Origin of the sequence: Streptosporangium sp. NBC_01810 (genome assembly GCF_035917355.1) — a bacterium.
Lineage (GTDB): Bacteria > Actinomycetota > Actinomycetes > Streptosporangiales > Streptosporangiaceae > Streptosporangium.
Window position 1 is genome coordinate 6,740,133 of the sequence record NZ_CP109070.1, and the last position, 15,443, is coordinate 6,755,575.

The 15,443-nt window shown below is 67.7% G+C and carries 18 protein-coding genes and 1 pseudogene; 11 read left to right on the forward strand and 8 right to left on the reverse strand.

The window, feature by feature from the left end; genetic code table 11:
* Window positions 1-122: 122 nt before the first annotated feature.
* A complete protein-coding gene (locus OIE13_RS30360) occupies window positions 123-659 on the reverse strand; it encodes a peptidylprolyl isomerase (protein WP_326646274.1) in 537 nt (178 codons plus the stop codon).
* Window positions 660-865: 206 nt separating this feature from the next.
* Between OIE13_RS30360 and OIE13_RS30365 the strand changes: the two genes are divergently transcribed.
* Complete coding sequence (locus OIE13_RS30365; protein ID WP_326646273.1) at window positions 866-1,414, forward strand: hypothetical protein; 549 nt, start codon at window positions 866-868, stop codon at window positions 1,412-1,414.
* Window positions 1,415-1,503: 89 nt separating this feature from the next.
* Window positions 1,504-1,644 carry a hypothetical protein gene (locus OIE13_RS30370; RefSeq protein WP_326829046.1) on the forward strand — a complete coding sequence of 47 codons (141 nt, stop codon included), beginning with the start codon at window positions 1,504-1,506 and terminating at the stop codon, window positions 1,642-1,644.
* Window positions 1,645-1,774: 130 nt separating this feature from the next.
* Here OIE13_RS30370 and OIE13_RS30375 read toward each other — a convergent pair whose 3' ends face one another.
* The gene (locus OIE13_RS30375) at window positions 1,775-2,368 is read right to left on the reverse strand and encodes a hypothetical protein (RefSeq protein WP_326646271.1); all 594 of its coding nucleotides are present in this window, start codon (window positions 2,366-2,368) and stop codon (window positions 1,775-1,777) included.
* Window positions 2,369-2,543: 175 nt separating this feature from the next.
* On the opposite strand from OIE13_RS30375, the gene OIE13_RS30380 reads away from it, so the two are divergent.
* From OIE13_RS30380 to OIE13_RS30400, 5 genes and pseudogenes are all read left to right on the forward strand, one after another.
* Window positions 2,544-3,212, forward strand: a complete 669-nt coding sequence (locus tag OIE13_RS30380; RefSeq protein ID WP_326646270.1) for a response regulator transcription factor — start codon at window positions 2,544-2,546, stop codon at window positions 3,210-3,212.
* A 1-nt stretch (window position 3,213) separates the two neighbouring features.
* Window positions 3,214-4,575 (forward strand): sensor histidine kinase, encoded by a 1,362-nt coding sequence (locus OIE13_RS30385; RefSeq protein ID WP_326646269.1) that lies wholly within the window; start codon window positions 3,214-3,216, stop codon window positions 4,573-4,575.
* A gap of 39 nt (window positions 4,576-4,614) precedes the next feature.
* A complete protein-coding gene (locus OIE13_RS30390; RefSeq protein WP_326646268.1) occupies window positions 4,615-5,025 on the forward strand; it encodes a Rieske (2Fe-2S) protein in 411 nt (136 codons plus the stop codon).
* Window positions 5,026-5,585: 560 nt separating this feature from the next.
* Window positions 5,586-6,470, forward strand: coding sequence for a L,D-transpeptidase family protein (locus OIE13_RS30395; RefSeq protein ID WP_326829047.1), 885 nt, complete (start codon window positions 5,586-5,588; stop codon window positions 6,468-6,470).
* 93 nt (window positions 6,471-6,563) lie between these two features.
* Window positions 6,564-6,665 (forward strand): annotated as a pseudogene (locus OIE13_RS30400) (YnfA family protein); the annotation flags it as partial.
* Between the two features lie 9 nt (window positions 6,666-6,674).
* On the opposite strand, the gene OIE13_RS30405 reads toward OIE13_RS30400, so the two are convergent.
* Complete coding sequence (locus tag OIE13_RS30405) at window positions 6,675-6,995, reverse strand: hypothetical protein (protein ID WP_326646266.1); 321 nt, start codon at window positions 6,993-6,995, stop codon at window positions 6,675-6,677.
* Window positions 6,996-7,191: 196 nt separating this feature from the next.
* Here OIE13_RS30405 and OIE13_RS30410 point away from each other — a divergent pair, with 196 nt between their 5' ends.
* Entirely contained in the window at window positions 7,192-7,458 is a 267-nt protein-coding gene (locus tag OIE13_RS30410) for a hypothetical protein (protein WP_326646265.1), read from the forward strand.
* Window positions 7,459-7,591: 133 nt separating this feature from the next.
* A complete protein-coding gene (locus OIE13_RS30415) occupies window positions 7,592-8,095 on the forward strand; it encodes an SSI family serine proteinase inhibitor (protein WP_326829048.1) in 504 nt (167 codons plus the stop codon).
* Between the two features lie 192 nt (window positions 8,096-8,287).
* On the opposite strand, the gene OIE13_RS30420 is transcribed toward OIE13_RS30415, so the two are convergent.
* Genes OIE13_RS30420 through OIE13_RS30435 form a run of 4 tightly spaced genes read right to left on the reverse strand, consistent with a single transcriptional unit; the run spans window position 8,288 to window position 12,388 of the window.
* Complete coding sequence (locus OIE13_RS30420; protein ID WP_326829049.1) at window positions 8,288-9,139, reverse strand: DUF72 domain-containing protein; 852 nt, start codon at window positions 9,137-9,139, stop codon at window positions 8,288-8,290.
* A 10-nt stretch (window positions 9,140-9,149) separates the two neighbouring features.
* Complete coding sequence (locus OIE13_RS30425; protein ID WP_326646263.1) at window positions 9,150-9,683, reverse strand: hypothetical protein; 534 nt, start codon at window positions 9,681-9,683, stop codon at window positions 9,150-9,152.
* 2 nt (window positions 9,684-9,685) lie between these two features.
* Window positions 9,686-11,917 (reverse strand): catalase/peroxidase HPI, encoded by a 2,232-nt coding sequence (katG, locus tag OIE13_RS30430; protein WP_326646262.1) that lies wholly within the window; start codon window positions 11,915-11,917, stop codon window positions 9,686-9,688.
* 33 nt (window positions 11,918-11,950) lie between these two features.
* Window positions 11,951-12,388, reverse strand: a complete 438-nt coding sequence (locus OIE13_RS30435) for a Fur family transcriptional regulator (RefSeq protein ID WP_326646261.1) — start codon at window positions 12,386-12,388, stop codon at window positions 11,951-11,953.
* Between the two features lie 443 nt (window positions 12,389-12,831).
* On the opposite strand from OIE13_RS30435, the gene OIE13_RS30440 reads away from it, so the two are divergent.
* Window positions 12,832-13,497 carry an AIM24 family protein gene (locus OIE13_RS30440; protein WP_326646260.1) on the forward strand — a complete coding sequence of 222 codons (666 nt, stop codon included), beginning with the start codon at window positions 12,832-12,834 and terminating at the stop codon, window positions 13,495-13,497.
* A gap of 559 nt (window positions 13,498-14,056) precedes the next feature.
* On the opposite strand, the gene OIE13_RS30445 is transcribed toward OIE13_RS30440, so the two are convergent.
* A complete protein-coding gene (locus OIE13_RS30445; protein ID WP_326646259.1) occupies window positions 14,057-14,428 on the reverse strand; it encodes a DUF5997 family protein in 372 nt (123 codons plus the stop codon).
* Window positions 14,429-14,483: 55 nt separating this feature from the next.
* Here OIE13_RS30445 and OIE13_RS30450 point away from each other — a divergent pair, with 55 nt between their 5' ends.
* Window positions 14,484-15,212 (forward strand): LysR family substrate-binding domain-containing protein, encoded by a 729-nt coding sequence (locus OIE13_RS30450; RefSeq protein ID WP_326646258.1) that lies wholly within the window; start codon window positions 14,484-14,486, stop codon window positions 15,210-15,212.
* Window positions 15,213-15,443: the final 231 nt, after the last annotated feature.

Consider the following 15,443-nt stretch of genomic DNA (forward strand, 5'->3'; position numbering starts at 1 on the left):
GTTATCCCCAGACTGCCAGCCTATTCACGATCCCGAGTGCCCGTACACACACAAACAGTGGCTGAGCGGCATCGGCCGGAAATGCGAACGGCGGCCTCCGGGGGAGGCCGCCGGGCGAAAGGTCAGCTCTGAACGCGCTCGATGGTCACCGACTCCAGGACCACGGGCTCGGTGGGGCGGTCCCGGGCGTCGGTATCGGTCTTGGCGATGGCGTCGACGACGTCCTGACCCTCGATCACCTCACCGAAGATGGTGTGCTTGCCGTTGAGGTGAGGCGTGGGCACCACGGTGACGAAGAACTGGGAGCCGTTGGTGCCGCGGCCCATCTGGATGCCGGCGTTCGCCATGGCGAGCAGGTACGGGCGGTTGAAGTAGAGGTCCGGGTGGATCTCGTCGTCGAACTTGTAGCCGGGACCACCGACCCCCTGGCCCAGCGGGTCGCCACCCTGGATCATGAAGCCCGAGATGACCCGGTGGAAGATGGTGCCGTCGTACAGCTTGTCGGTGGACTTCTGGCCGGTCTCCGGGTGCACCCACTCGCGGGTGCCCTCGGCGAGCTCGACGAAGTTGCGCACGGTCTTGGGCGCGTGATCCGGGAAGAGCTGGACCTTCACGCTACCGCGATTGGTGTTGAGGTTCGCGATCAACTTCTCAGCCATGATCGGACTGCCCCCTTCAGGTTGTGGCAATGCCTATGCAACGTATTGCTTTTGTAGCGCTTTGACGATTTCGGCCGGAACCGATCCTCATGCCATCCTCCCACGGGCCGTCATGATTGAGCCGCCTTCGAGCGGGAAGGGGTGGCGACGGGGCCCCAACGAATGGGGAGGTTGTTGTGCCTCTAGCACTGTTTGGAAAGCGCCACATGAAGATCGTGGCTCCGGAAAGGCGGCTGCGCCACGCGAAGGCTCAGGCTGTCCTCGTCGTGGATCGGGTCAGCCCGCTGGCCGGCCAGGCCCGCGACGTGGTCTACCAGGCCCGTGACATGGCCGGCCAGGCTCGTGACATGGCCGGTGATAAGATTATCGTCGCACGCGGGTGGGCGGCACCGAGGCTTGACGCCGCCGCGCACTCGATCGAGGAACAGCTCGCGCCGAAGCTCAGCGCCGCGCTGTCCCAGGCCGCCGCGAAGATCGATCCCAAGCCCACCAAGTCCCGCGGATGGCCGATGGCCCTGCTGGTCATCGGCGTCGCGATCGGAGCGGCGGGCTACGCGCTGTACCGCAAGAACGCCGACCAGTGGGCGGACACCCTGAAGGAGAGCGCCTCCGACGCGTCCCATTGGGTGGGACACAAGATGGAGACGGTGACGGGCAAAGCCTCCAACGTGACGGACGACGCCACGTCGAAGGCCGACGAACTGGGGGGCAAGGCCGACGCCAGGGCGGAGCACACGTCCAGGAAACTGCCCTAGCGGTACGACATACGCCGGTCGGCCGACCACGGCGTACGTCACCTGTCAGCGGTGGGGCCCGCACCTTCGAAGGTGCGGGCCCCACCGCTGTGCGGGCCGGCGCCATGGTCGGCCGCTTCGAGTACGACGGCCACGTCGGTCACGGCCTGTACGAGTACTGGACCCTGGACCCGCACCCGACCTTCCCCGAGGGCCGGGACTCGACCGGGAGCCGAGTCACCGAGGACTGAGCCGCACCGGCCCCTACACGGTGCGGCCTGCCAGGTCGGTCCGGCACCGGTTGGCTGCGAACCGGCCGGAGTCACTCCCGCACGGGTTTCCCCGGCCGGTTCGCAGGTCTTCAGGGCCGCCTCCGCGAGGCTACTCCTTCTTGAAGCAGGTGACCTTGGGCTCGTCACCGGAGAGCGCGCTCATGACCCTGACCGCGGCATCCCCGGCCCCCTCGCCCCCTTCGGCCCCCTCGGGAACGTCCTCGGAGAACACGGTCACCATCCCTGCCTCCGGAGCCCCGGGCCCCGCGGTCCCCGCAGTCACCGTGGGAGCGGCCATGACCTTGATGTCCTTGCCGGGAGTCACGCCTTCGGGGAGAGGGGGAAGCTCCTTCGCGTCCCCCGCTTCCGCCGGGACGCTCCTGACGATCGTGACGTGGGCGGCCGGCACCCCGGCCTCCCCGGCGATCGTGACGTGGGCGGCCGGCACCCCGGCCTCATCGGCCCGTCCCGAGGGCGCGGTGGACACGAAGGGCAACGATCCGGCCTTCTCCAACTCCTTGATCTCGGCTTCGGTGAGCCGGTGCGTCGTCAGGGTCACATGGCCGCCGCCATCGCACTGGATATGCTCGGTGCCTTCCTTGGGGGCGGGCGTGGGCGTGTCGTCGGCGCTGGCGGCCCCGGTCAGGGTGGCCATCAGTGCCCCCGCGGTCACCACGGCGGCGGCGAGCATGCGGATGCGCATGGGCGTTCTCCTTGTCAGGCGGATCTATCAGGCGGATCTATAGGCGGACCCGTCAAGCGGACCCGTCAAGCGGATCTGGAGATCACAGGCTCCCGCCCGCTGCCTGAACCCAGCCTGAAGACGACAGAAATCATCTTCAGGTTGGCTTTAGGCACGGTGCGGCACGCTGGGCGGTATGCGCGTGCTGCTGGTTGAGGACGAGAAACGTCTGGCCCATCTACTGAAGGAGGGGCTGGCGGGCGAGGGGTTCGCCGTCGACGTGACGTACGACGGGCGCGACGGACTCTGGATGGCGACCGAGAACCCGTACGACGTGATCGTGCTGGACGTCATGCTGCCCCGGATGAACGGCTACACCGTCTGCGCCAGGCTCCGCGACGCGGAGAACTGGACGCCGATCCTGATGCTCACCGCCAAGGACGGGGTGCACGACGAGGCCGAGGCCCTGGACACGGGCGCGGACGACTTCCTGTCCAAGCCGTTCTCCTACGTGGTGCTGCTGGCCCGGCTGCGCGCACTGGTACGCCGGGGCGGCCACGCCAGACCGGTGTCCATCGCGGTCGGCGACCTGACCGTCGATCCCGCGGGGCTCCGCTGCCGCCGTGGGGAGGTGGACATCCCCCTCACCCCCAAGGAGTTCGCGGTGCTGCACGGCCTGGCGCGCAGGCAGGGCGAGGTGGTCTCCAAGAGCGACCTGCTGGCCCAGGCTTGGGACTTCTCCTACGACGGCGACCCGAACATCGTGGAGGTCTACATCAGCGCGCTCCGCCGCAAGATCGACTCTCCGTTCGGCCGCTCGTCACTGGTGACGGTGCGCGGCGCCGGCTACCGGCTGGAGGCCTGAGATGGCGTCACGCCTGTCGGTAAGGCTCAGGGCGACCCTCGCCGCCACAGCCATCGTCGCGGTCGCGCTGGGCGTGGCGGCGGCGGTGCTCATCGGCGTGCTGACGGGGAGCCTGACGCGGAGCGCCTCCAACGAGGCCGTCCGTCGCGCCGACGCCACCGCCGAGGTGCTCACCGGCGGCGTGGCGCTCGCCGGAACGGCCGCCGACGGTCTCAGCCTCTCGAAGACGACCCTCCTCGACCCCGACGTCAAGATCTTCACGTACCCCGCACCACCGGCGCTCTTGGCCCGGACCTCGACCGCCGTCCCATCGACCGGGGGAGAACCCCCGGAAGTCGTGAAGGTCTTCCAGGGCGGCACCGCGTCCCAGTCCACCGAGGTGGCGCAGTGGGCGCCCGGCGACTCCTTCGCCCTGGCCACGATGCCCGTGGACACCGCCGACGGCATGATGTTCGTGCAGGCCCGGGCGTCGCTGGAGCCGACGGGGGACGCGCTGCGGGCACTGTGGGGCCTGTTGCTGCCCGGCATCCCCGCGCTGCTCCTGCTGGTCGCCGTCCTGACCTGGCTCGTCGTCGGCCGGGCACTGGCACCGGTCTCGGCCATTCGCACCGAGATGGCCGACATCACCGCGAACGACCTGCACCGGCGGGTTCCCGTACCGCGGTCGCGCGACGAGATCGCCCGCCTCGCCGAGACCATGAACCGCACGCTCGACCGCCTCGAACTGGCGGTCGGCCGGCAGAAGCGCTTCGTCGCCGACGCCGCCCACGAACTCCGCAGCCCGCTGGCCATCTTGCGGACGCGCCTTGAGCTGGCTCCGCCGGGGCCGCTGGCGGCCGAGGCGCTGACCGACGTGGAGCGGATCCAGGCACTCACCTCCGATCTCCTCCTGCTCGCCCGCCTGGACGCGGGAGAGCCCACCTGCCACGAGGAGGTGGACCTCGGCCAGGTGACCGCCGAGGAGGCGGCCAGGTCTCGGCCCAGATCGGAGATCAGGGTGGCGCTGGAGGTGGCGGCCGACACCGTGGTCCTCGGCTCGGCCGGGCAGTTGCGGCGCCTGGTGGCCAACCTGGTGGACAACGCCGTACGCCACGCGAGCTCCGCGGTCACCGTCCGGCTGTCCACGGACGGCGGCGAGTCGGTGCTCGACGTGTGCGACGACGGCCCCGGCATCCCCGCCGAGCACCACGAGGCGGTCTTCGACCGCTTCACCCGGCTGGACGAGGCCAGGGACAGGGACGCGGGCGGATCGGGCCTCGGTCTGGCCATCGCCAGGGACATCGCGGTACGGCACGGCGGCAGCCTGCGCATCGTCGGGGAGGAGCGCGGAGCCTGTCTGCAGGCCCGCTTTCCTGTGATATGAACCACACACGTGATCCATTCGCCCCCCAGGAGGCCCGCCATGCCCACCCCCACTCGTCGATTAATGATCTTCCGCGGTCTCGCGGGCGGCGCCGCCGCCGCGATCGCGTCGGCCGTCGCATGGGTACGCCCGGCCGAGGCGGCCGAGGAGGCCGGAGAGACCGCCGGTCCCGTGCTCGCCAAGACCAGCGGCATCCCCGTCGGCGGTGGCCGGATCATCAACGGCAAGTGGGTGGTCACCCAGCCCGTCAAGGGCACCTTCCGTGCCTTCAGCGCCAAATGCACCCACCAGGGCTGTCCGGTCTCCACCATCCGCGGCGGGACCATCAACTGCCCCTGCCACGGCAGCAGGTTCCGGATCGCCGACGGCTCGGTGGCCAGGGGGCCGGCCACGCGGCCACTGGCCCGCAGGAAAATCAAGGTCTCCAAGGGCGTCATCCGGCTCGGCTGATCGGCCGATGCTCCCCTGGATCCCGTACGGGATGTCTTCGTGACGTCCGCGAGCATCCCGCACGCTCCAGAGGGGCACACCCGGCGTTCTCCGGATAGAGACACGCCGCGAGCCGTACAAGACCGTGCGGTCCGGTACGGCTCGCGAGCGGGAGATCAGCGGGGTGCGACATGTCGCACGAGACCAGAAGGCGCGCCCGTGTGCGCAGGTGAGGTCGGGAGCCGAGCACCAAGGACCGGGGGAGGCCGGGGGGCCGGGGGGCCGGGGAAGGCCGGGGGGCCGGGGAAGGCCGGGGGGCCGGGGAAGGCCGGGGGGCCGGGGAAGGCCGGGGGGCCGGGGGGGCCGGTGCGTGGCAACGCATCGTTCACACTCAATGGCCCCGAAAATATCATACATATATCCCTGAAATCACCATATCTCGCCGCCTTAAAACACATATCTACTTTCTCGGGAAAGCCTCTTCACATTAACCGTCGGGTCACACACGGCGGTATAAGTCTTACTTTCTGGCAAGTGGCATTAGAGGGTTAATAATCACTGCCAGCGGATAGACGTCACATATGCGAAGCACCGCCCACCGCTCCCTGATCGCAGGAACCATCTTCGCCCTGGCCACAACCCTGCCCGCCGGCGTCGCGCACGCCGCGATCGACCCCTCCCCGGATTTCCAGCAGGCCCCCCTTCCCGACCAATTCACGATCCTCAAAGTGGGCAGCAGGGGAATCGAGGTCCATAATGTGAAAAAAAGGCTTAGAGATCTGGGTTTCACCCCGGGAAATCTCAGCTTCACGTACGATTCCGCGCTGCGCATGACCGTATGGGCCTTTCAGAAGGCCAACGGGTTGAGGCCCGTCGACAGAATCGACCTGCCGACCTGGCAGGCCCTCCTGCGTCCCAGGCGCATCAGGCCCCTGGTGGGGTACGGAGGGCCGGAGAGGACCGAGATCGATCTACGACGCCGGCTCCTCACCGTGTGGAAGGGCGGGAAACCCGTGCTGGTGACCCACATCTCGACCGGTGCTCGCAGGTCGTACTGCGAGAAGGGCCACTGCGGATTCGCCGACACCCCGGTCGGTGACTACTGGGTCGGGGCACGGGTCCCCGGCTGGTCCACGGGGATCCTGGGATCGATGTTCTACTCCGTCTACTTCAACGGTGGCATCGCCGTCCACGGTTCCACCCTCGTTCCCCGCTTCCCCGCCTCCCACGGGTGCGTCCGGGTCCCGCTGCACAACGCCGTCCCCATCTACCGGCTCCTCCAGCCGGGTGATCCGGTATACGTCCGCCGCCCCGAGGTCCGCGCCGAACGCCGCCCGGAGGCTCACCCGGAACGACGTCGGCGAATCCCCAGGGCGCGGCCCCCCGAGACCCCTCGGGACTCCCCCGGGCACTCCTCCCCTTCGCACTCCAGCGGCAGTTCAGCAGGCCGCAAAAATCATCGATGAGATCGGGAGTTGCATCCTGTACCTCGGTACAGGCTTACCTTCGGGGTGTGGGGGTCGCTCGCGGCGGAGACAGGCGGCCTTGGCGCTGGGGAGAACATGGTGGTGGACGGGTTCCGGCCCGACCGCTGGGACATCATCGGAGCCGCCATCTGCATGCTCGGCGTGCTGGTCATCATGTACGCCCCGCGTGGATGATGACCGTGGTCATCTGGCGGCGTCGGCCAGGGCGATCGCTCGCAGAAGCCCGCAGAGATGAATAAGGTCATGCCACAGGATCACGGGTTCATCCGGCGAACGGGCGAGCAGGGCGTGAATCTCGTCGAGGTCGTCACTTACCTGGCCGACCCCGATATCCGTGGCCGGATCACTCGACATGTCGAATGCCCCCGCGAAGGGAAGATCCCAGTAGTGGTCCGCCGCGATTGATTCCAACTCAACGTGTTCGCCGTGATGCTTTTCCGCCGCGTCGAGCAGCAGGGCGCATGCCCGACGGAGGTCGGCAAGGCTGATGACCATGTCGCTCATGTGGGTCATCGTCTCAAAAAATATACTAATTACAGTGCGAACACTCCCCAAGTGAAGCTCTCGTTGACTAGTGCCCGCTTTTCCGTCAGGTGCACCAATCACCCTGGTGACCGTCAACGGCCCGAAGTAAACCGGTGCCAGGGCCGATGACGCGGGCCTGGCGTCCGGGCTGTTCAACACCACCCAGCAGGTCGGTATGGCCACCGGCGTCGCGGTGCTGTCCACGCTGGCCGCCTCGCGTACCGAGGAGCTGCTCTCCGCGGGCAGAAGCGAGGCGGCCGCGCTGACCGGCGGCTACCAACTGGCCTTTGGCGCCGCCGCCGCTCTGCTCATGGCCGCCTTCACCGTCGCGCTCATCGTGCTGCGGCGGCCCAAGCCGGACACCGCCGCCCAGGACGAGCCCTCCACCGGGCCGACGGTCCAGCCCGGGTCGTCTGATCACCGGTCCGGCCGTGACCTCTGAAGAAGTGAGTGCCACCTGGCTTTACCCTCTCGCGAAACCTTGACGTGTGCCTGGAAGGTCGATGCTTGGCTTCCGCGTCGCCGCTGGTCACGCTGGGAGCATTGAACATCGCGTGAGCTGGGGGACGATCTGGATGAAGCAGCTTGCGGAGCGGATGATTTTTGGTGTGGCGTTCCTCGGTGCGATGACCACGCTCAGTGCGTTACCCGCCGACGCTGATTCGCTCGGTGAGCCTATGCCGAGTGTGTCCGACGTGCCTGGTGTGTCCGATAGACCGGATATGTTCGACGTGCCCGGTGTGTTCGACGTGTCGGGTGAGCTGTCGGCTCGGGCGCTGGTGCTGACGGCCAGTCAGGGGCCGGTCATTCTGCCACCGGCTCGGGCGGTGGTGTTGCAGTGCTCACCGATCGGCGGAGGGACGCACCCGAACGCGCGGGAGGCGTGCACGGCTCTGGAACCTGCAAATGGTGATGTGCGTAAGCTCAAGCCTTCGCCGGGAAGTCTCTGCCCGCTGAACTATGAGCCGGTGACGGTGTCGGCGGTCGGTGTGTGGAACAGCCGATTCACCATGTCGTCTCGGACCTTCGGGAACAGCTGCCAGATGCACAATGCGCTCGGGGTCGTGGGCAGCTTCTGATATCCAAGGCGGCCCCTTCATCGGGATCCGGCCGGCGGGCCGCAGGCCGCAGGTCACCGATGTCGAGGGCGGGCGATGCCGAACGCGGACCGGAAGAAGGCCGAACGAAGATCAAAGCTCAGGTGACGGCGACCATCCCCAACCTGGACTTTTTCCTGTCCGTCCGCCGACGTACGACGGGCGGCCCGGCGGTCAGAAGAGGGTCAGTGGCTCGGTCGGCATGGGCTCGGGCAACGGCTCGATCCCGGGCAGCCGGGCCCGCACGTCGTCGTGAAAACGACGGGCGAGCATCGGCGCATCGGCGTTGTCGGGGGTATGGATGAACACGGTCGGCGAGCGACCTTCGCTCAGCCATTCGGCGACCGTGTCGATCCAGTACCGCCAGCCCTCGATCGTGCGCTCCGTGGCGTCCCGGCCGAGGTAGCGCACGATCGGCCGGTCGGTGAGAGCGAACGACCGGCGCGGCACGCGCGGTTTCTTCGTCCACGCATCTCGTTCGGAATCGCTGGTCGGAGGGCTCTGGAAGAGGACGGTGGTGTCGAAGGGGACCCACTCGGCACCGACGTCGGTGAGAACCCTTTCGAGAAGCCGTGCGGATCGCGCGTCCTCGAAGAACGCGCGGTGGCGGACTTCGACGGCGTACCTGTGCGAGCGGGGCAGACGGCGAAGAAAGGCCGCCAGGGTGCCGAGGTCGGTCGGAGCGAACGATCCCGGCAGTTGGACCCAGAGGGCGTGAGTTCGCGGCCCCAGTGGCTCGATCGCCTCCAGGAACGAGCGAAGTTCCTCGTCGACGCCGGTAAGGCGGCCCTCGTGCGTGATCGACTTGGGCAGCTTGACCACCAGGCGGAAGTCCGGGGTGGTCTGCCGCGCCCACGACTCCACTGTGCTCCTGGCCGGTGTCGCGTAGAACGTCGTGTTGCCCTCCACCGCGTTGCACCAGGTCGCATAGGCCCGCAAGCGCTCCCCGACAGGAAGCGGATGGGGCAGAAAGCGCCCCTGCCATGACTTGTGAGTCCACATCGCGCATCCCACATGAAGCCGCATGACCTCGACGTTATCCAAGGTCGGCAGGAGAGAGCACCGAGGGCCTCTCAGGCGGAGCACTTCCGTTTCCCGCCCCGTCGAGCACGTTGTCCAGAGCAGGCCCCCTCAGTCGGACACGCCGCACTGTCCAGCCCGCCCATCCGGAGCTCGGGAGCCCTGTGGCCTGGAAACTCGCACGGGCGGCGAAGATCATAGCGACGCCTTCAGCCTCAAGGCGTCGGGCCGCGAACACCAGCGCGTCGATGGACGCCTGGTCGAACCACTGCGCGTCGTCGATGAGACAGAGCAGCGCGCCATCCCCCACGAGTTCAGAGAGAAGGCTCAGCGTGGCCAGCCCGACCAGGAACCGGTTTTCCGGAGCGATGTCGCCCAGGTCCAGGGCTCCACTGAGCGCGGCGGCCTGTGCGTCGGGCAGTGCGAAGATCGCCGCCGCTACGAAGACCCACCAGCCGGTCGACGCCTGGAATCCCCGCTCGACGTAGGTGGTCGCGGCATCACCCTGAGGACGTCCAGGTCGGCCGGCGCGGGCCGACCTGGACATCATGATCAGGCGAGGTCGAACCGGTCGAGGTTCATCACCTTGTCCCACGCCGCGACGAAGTCGTTCACGAACTTCTCCTTCGCGTCGTCACTCGCGTAGACCTCCGCGAGCGCGCGCAGCTCGGAGTTCGACCCGAAGACGAGGTCGGCACGGCTGCCGGTCCACTTGCCCTCGCCCGTGGCGGCGTCGCGCCCCTCGAACGTGTTCGCGTCCTCGGACGTCGCCTTCCACGTCGTACCCAGGTCGAGCAGGTTGACGAAGAAGTCGTTGGTCAGAGACCCGGGGGTCGTGGTGAAGACGCCGAGCGGCGACTGCTGGTGGTTCGCGCCCAGGACGCGGAGGCCACCGACGAGGACCGTCATCTCGGGGGCGCTCAGGGTCAGCAGGTTCGCCCGGTCGATCAGCAGGTACTCAGCCGGCAGCCGGTTGCCCTTCCCGACGTAGTTGCGGAACCCGTCGGCGACCGGCTCGAGCGCGGTGAACGACTCCACGTCGGTCTGCTCCTGCGAGGCGTCCACGCGGCCCGGCGTGAAGGGGACCTCGACGTCGAAGCCGGCGTCCTTGGCGGCCTGCTCGACGGCCGCACCGCCGGCGAGCACGATCAGGTCGGCGAGCGAGACCTGCTTGCCGCCGGTCTGGGCGGCGTTGAAGGCCTCCTGGATCCCCTCCAGGGTGCGCAGCACCGTCGCCAGCTGGTCGGGGTCGTTGACCTCCCAGCCGCTCTGCGGCTCAAGGCGGATGCGCGCACCGTTGGCGCCGCCGCGCTTGTCGCTGCCGCGGAAGGACGAGGCCGACGCCCACGCGGCGGACACGAGCTGGGACACCGACAGGCCCGAGGAGAGGACCTGGCCCTTGAGGGAGGCGACGTCCGCGGCGTCGACGAGCTCGTGCGTCACCGCGGGGAGGGGGTCCTGCCACAGCAGCGTCTCGGCCGGGACCTCCGGGCCGAGGTAGCGCGCGACCGGGCCCATGTCGCGGTGGGTCAGCTTGAACCACGCGCGGGCGAAGGCATCCGCGAACTCGTCGGGGTTCTCGTAGAAACGCCGCGAGATCGGGCCGTAGACCGGGTCGAACCGGAGCGCGAGGTCGGTGGTCAGCATGGACGGCGCGTGACGCTTCGACGGGTCGTGGGCGTCGGGCACCGAGTCCTGACCGGCGCCGTGCTTCGGCCGCCACTGGTGCGCGCCGGCCGGGCTCTTGGTCAGCTCCCAGTCGTAGCCGAACAGGTTCCAGAAGAAGTTGTTGGTCCACTTCGTCGGCGTCGAGGTCCAGGTGACCTCCAGACCGCTGCCGATCGTGTCCGCGCCCTTGCCGGTGCCGTAGGTGCTCTTCCAGCCGAGTCCCTGCTGCTCAAGCGGGGCAGCCTCGGGGTCGGGGCCGACGTGGTCCGCCGGGCCCGCGCCGTGGGTCTTGCCGAAGGTGTGACCGCCCGCGATCAGGGCGACCGTCTCCTCGTCGTTCATCGCCATCCGGCGGAACGTCTCACGGATGTCGCGGGCCGAGGCGAGCGGGTCCGGGTTGCCGTTCGGGCCCTCCGGGTTGACGTAGATGAGGCCCATCTGGACCGCGCCGAGGGGGTTCTCGAGCTCCCGGTCGCCGGTGTAGCGCTTGTCGTCGAGCCAGGTGGACTCGGGACCCCAGTAGACGTCCTCCTCGGGCTCCCAGACGTCCTCACGACCGCCGGCGAAGCCGAAGGTCTTGAAACCCATCGACTCCAGGGCGACGTTGCCGGCGAGGATCATGAGGTCGGCCCACGAGAGCTTCTGGCCGTACTTCTTCTTGACCGGCCACAGCAGGCGGCGGGCCTTGTCGAGGTTCACGTTGTCCGGCCAGCTGTTGAGGGGGGCGAAGCGCTGCTGGCCGGCCCCGGCGCCGCCGCGGCCGTCGCTGATCCGGTAGGTGCCCGCGCTGTGCCACGCCATCCGGACCATGAACGGGCCGTAGTGGCCGTAGTCGGCCGGCCACCAGTCCTGCGAGGTCGTCAGCACCTCAGCGATGTCCTGCTTCACAACCGCGAGGTCGAGGGTCTTGAACGCCTCGGCGTAGTCGAACTCCTCGCCGAGGGGGTTGGCCACGGCGGGGTTCTTGGCGAGGATCTTCAGGTTGAGCCGCTCCGTCCACCACTGACGGTTTCCGCCGCCCTGGGTCGGGTGCGGGGCGCGCTCGTGCGCGACCGGACAGCCACCTCCGCCCTCCGTCTTCGCGTCTACGACGATTGCATCATGGTTCTCAGACATAAGAATCCTTCCGGATAAGGCAGATCATGGTGCTCAGGAACTGCTGGCGCTGGAACAGCCGGGGCATAAGCCCCAGTAGATGACCTCGGCCTCGTCGATCGAGAAGCCGTGGTCACCGGACGCGGCCAGGCAGGGCGCCTCGCCGACCGCGCAGTCGACGTCGGCGACGACGCCGCACGACCGGCACACGACGTGGTGGTGGTTGTCCCCGACGCGCCCCTCGAACCGGGCCGGGCTGCCGGCCGGTTCGATGCGGCGTACGAGGCCCACCGCGGTGAGCGCGTGGAGAGCCTCATACACGGCTTGAAGGGAGACATGGCCTACGCGATCGCGTACCCCGGAGGCGATCGTCTCGACGTCGAGGTGGTCACCGTCCCGGACGGTCTCGAGCAGTGCGACGCGGGCGGCCGTCACCCGCAGGCCGACACCGCGCAGTTCCTCGGCGGTGGTCGGGGTCCTGGGTGCGGTCATGGCGCCAAACCTACTGTCATAAACACGAATAGTACAAGACAGCGAACAGTACAAGTCTAGTGCCGTGCCAGGCAACCCTTGTCCCGTTGTGGCGTGACGCACCGTCCGGACGGTGGGCTTGGGGGGTGGCGCGTCACGGTCAGGCCGTCTTGGCGGCAGAACGAGTACGCGTACGCGAGATCGATGACGAAGAGGGGCAGCGGCTGCTGCGGAGTGCGTCACGAGGCGCTGCGTGACCGGGTGGAGGTGAAAGAATCCACCGATTGGCTGTCGCAGCAGTGGCAAGCGGAGCCAGGCTGCCCTCGGGTGACGGCTTGACACACAGGTCCGCGTCGCCCACGATCACCAACGTCGATTACCAACGTCGTAAGGGCTCGCGGGAACCGGAGCCCCGTCCCCGTTCGTCACTACCCATGTCGACTACACCCATCAAAGGGAGCCTCATGCGCAGCGCGCTCTTCGGGAACCTGGACTCCCAGCAGGTTCCCGCCAACTTCGCCCTGCAGAACTCCAAGATGCTTCGCGTCCGGCTACCGCACGAGGTGCTCGCCAGGCAGGGCTCGATGGTCGCCTTCCAGGGCCAGATGGATTTCGACTACGAGGGATCGGGCGGGGTCGGAAAACTGTTCAAGAAGATGGTGACCGGCGAGGGCGCCCCGCTGATGCGCGTCAGAGGGCAGGGCCTGCTGTTCCTGGCCGACAACGCCGACGACATCCACCTGTTCTACCTGGAGAACGAAGCTCTCACCGTCAACGGCCGCAACCTGCTGGCCTTCGATCCCCAGCTCACCTGGGACATCCAGCGCGTGCAGGGCGCGGGTATCGCCGCGGGCGGCCTGTTCAACATGACGATCAAGGGCACCGGCTGGGTCGCGGTCACCGCGCACGGCACGCCGGTGCTCCTCGATACCTCCCAGATACCGACCTTCGCCGACGGCCAGTCCGCGGTCTGCTGGAGCGCCGGCCTGCACGTGGGCGTCAACCGAACGATGAAAGTCGGTGCGCTGATCGGCCGTGGCAGCGGCGAGGCCATGCAGCTCGCCTTCCAGGGCCAGGGGTTCGTCCTCGTCCAGGCGAGCGAGGGCCCACCGGTGGTGCAGGCACAGTAGGCTCAGCTTCCTCCCTTGAAAATCTTGCTCCATGTTCCTCCATGTTCGGGAGCAACCTCTCCCACCGCGGGCGCCGCGCCTCCCCGCATGGGTACAGCTTGGTACGCCGGGCCGTAGGCGATCGGGCAGGACGCCGAGGTTGCTGGATAGCACCGAAGGCCGTCACCCTGCATGCCAGGAAAATGAGCAAATGCTCACATAGTACGCGGGTGAGCAGTCATAGGCTTCGACCTGGCCAATGAGGTGAGGTGGGCAGCGTGCGGGCAAGGTTACGAAAGCTGTATGCGAGCGGGCGAGAGTTCGTATGGATGTGCCGGATCAACCACCTGGCCGGTGAGCGTGACTGTCACAGGTGTATTCGCCTGCGGGTTTGGGGCGCCGGGAAGAACAGCCGTGTGCTCCAGGCGGATCTGTTGTCAAAGGCGGTCTTGCCGTGGGGCTGTGCGACCGATTGCACCTATTCGACCCCCGAGGACGTGCGGAGGGTCATCAACTACGCCTTGACACATGGCTGGGATCCCGACCTCGTTGGCTCGGAAACGTGCAGGATCTCAGCTGTCTAGCGTTGCTTGAGGCGGAGCGCTTCTTTGCGGGCCTCGGCGTAGCTGGACTGCTCGCGCTCCAGCCACGCCGGGTTCTCCGCTTTCAGCGCATCGATCTCAGCGGTGGTGAGCGGTCCGGTGATCCCACCTCTGATCAGGCCGGCAATGGAGACCCTGAGCTTCGCGGCGATGACCTGCTTGGTGTGCGGGCCGTTGCGGCGCAGGTCAGCGAGCCAGGCAGGTGGCGTCGACTGCAACTCGTTCAACTCGTCCCTGGAGACGACACTCGCCTGGAACTCGGCGGGAGTGGCCGAGAGGGGGACACCCAGCTTCTTGGCCGCGGTCGCGGGCTTCATTGTCTGGATGGTCTTCGGTTTGGGCGAGGTCATGGCATCAAGAGTAGTCAGCCGGAACAGGTTCCCTTGACATCGGTACCCTGAGGAAGTGACTGATGGAGAGACCGGCAGGACGTTTCGACTGGCGTACGTGCCCGGGGTGACACCTGCGAAATGGGTCAACGTCTGGACCGAGAGAATGCCCGGCGTGCCGGTCACCCTGGTCGCGGTTCCCGCCGACGAGGTGGTGGGACTCCTGCGGAACGGCGGCGCCGACGCCGGATTCGTCAGGCTGCCGGTCGACCGGGACGGACTCAGCGTGATTCCTCTCTACCTGGAGACCATGGTGGTCGTGGTGCCTAAGGACCACGCGATGGCCGCCGCCGACGAGGTGGCCATCGCCGACCTTATCGACGACGAGGTGTTCCATCCTCTGGACGACACCATCGAGTGGACCGCCCGGCCCGGGCTGCCCGCGTTCACCCGCCCGGCCACAACGGCGGACGCGGTCGAGCTCGTAGCGACCGGCACTGGGATTCTCCTGGTTCCGATGTCGCTGGCACGCCTCCACCACCGCAGGGATCTCACTTACCGGCCGGTGCCGGACGCGCCGCGGTCTCAGGTTGCGCTGGCCTGGCCCACGGACGCGACCACTGACCTGGTGGAAGATTTCATCGGCATCGTCCGCGGCCGGACGGTGAACAGCTCGCGGGGCCGTACCCCCGCCTCCCCTGTGGAGAAACCGGCACAGCGGCAGGCACAAAAACCCGCACAGAATGGCTCCGGTCGCCGGGCCGTGCCAGCCGGCCGTAAGAAGAAGGGCTACCGGCCTCGGTGACCTGCAGACGGATGCGCCAATCACCCTTGGTAAGGATATGAACACTTAAGGTGTCAAACTGGGGCGGTAGGCATGATGTCGCCGCGTGTCCGATGAATTGCGCGTTCCCATCTCAGTAGAAGGCTTCCTGGACCAAGTTCGGCGGCTCGGCCACGATGAGGGCATGACGGAGAACGGACCAGCGCAGCCGCCGACGGCGGGTGCAGGAGCAGGTTTACGCCCGAACTGGGC

What these genes read in the sequence shown, in the direction of transcription:
- OIE13_RS30360 (WP_326646274.1), bottom strand. Translation starts at nt 659, where the DNA reads ATGGCTGAGAAGTTGATCGCGAACCTCAACACCAATCGCGGTAGCGTG.
- OIE13_RS30365 (WP_326646273.1), top strand. Translation starts at nt 866, where the DNA reads ATGAAGATCGTGGCTCCGGAAAGGCGGCTGCGCCACGCGAAGGCTCAG.
- OIE13_RS30375 (WP_326646271.1), bottom strand. Translation starts at nt 2,368, where the DNA reads ATGCGCATCCGCATGCTCGCCGCCGCCGTGGTGACCGCGGGGGCACTG.
- OIE13_RS30380 (WP_326646270.1), top strand. Translation starts at nt 2,544, where the DNA reads ATGCGCGTGCTGCTGGTTGAGGACGAGAAACGTCTGGCCCATCTACTG.
- OIE13_RS30385 (WP_326646269.1), top strand. Translation starts at nt 3,214, where the DNA reads ATGGCGTCACGCCTGTCGGTAAGGCTCAGGGCGACCCTCGCCGCCACA.
- OIE13_RS30390 (WP_326646268.1), top strand. Translation starts at nt 4,615, where the DNA reads ATGCCCACCCCCACTCGTCGATTAATGATCTTCCGCGGTCTCGCGGGC.
- OIE13_RS30395 (WP_326829047.1), top strand. Translation starts at nt 5,586, where the DNA reads ATGCGAAGCACCGCCCACCGCTCCCTGATCGCAGGAACCATCTTCGCC.
- OIE13_RS30405 (WP_326646266.1), bottom strand. Translation starts at nt 6,995, where the DNA reads ATGAGCGACATGGTCATCAGCCTTGCCGACCTCCGTCGGGCATGCGCC.
- OIE13_RS30410 (WP_326646265.1), top strand. Translation starts at nt 7,192, where the DNA reads ATGGCCACCGGCGTCGCGGTGCTGTCCACGCTGGCCGCCTCGCGTACC.
- OIE13_RS30415 (WP_326829048.1), top strand. Translation starts at nt 7,592, where the DNA reads ATGAAGCAGCTTGCGGAGCGGATGATTTTTGGTGTGGCGTTCCTCGGT.
- OIE13_RS30420 (WP_326829049.1), bottom strand. Translation starts at nt 9,139, where the DNA reads ATGCGGCTTCATGTGGGATGCGCGATGTGGACTCACAAGTCATGGCAG.
- OIE13_RS30425 (WP_326646263.1), bottom strand. Translation starts at nt 9,683, where the DNA reads ATGATGTCCAGGTCGGCCCGCGCCGGCCGACCTGGACGTCCTCAGGGT.
- katG (WP_326646262.1), bottom strand. Translation starts at nt 11,917, where the DNA reads ATGTCTGAGAACCATGATGCAATCGTCGTAGACGCGAAGACGGAGGGC.
- OIE13_RS30435 (WP_326646261.1), bottom strand. Translation starts at nt 12,388, where the DNA reads ATGACCGCACCCAGGACCCCGACCACCGCCGAGGAACTGCGCGGTGTC.
- OIE13_RS30440 (WP_326646260.1), top strand. Translation starts at nt 12,832, where the DNA reads ATGCGCAGCGCGCTCTTCGGGAACCTGGACTCCCAGCAGGTTCCCGCC.
- OIE13_RS30445 (WP_326646259.1), bottom strand. Translation starts at nt 14,428, where the DNA reads ATGACCTCGCCCAAACCGAAGACCATCCAGACAATGAAGCCCGCGACC.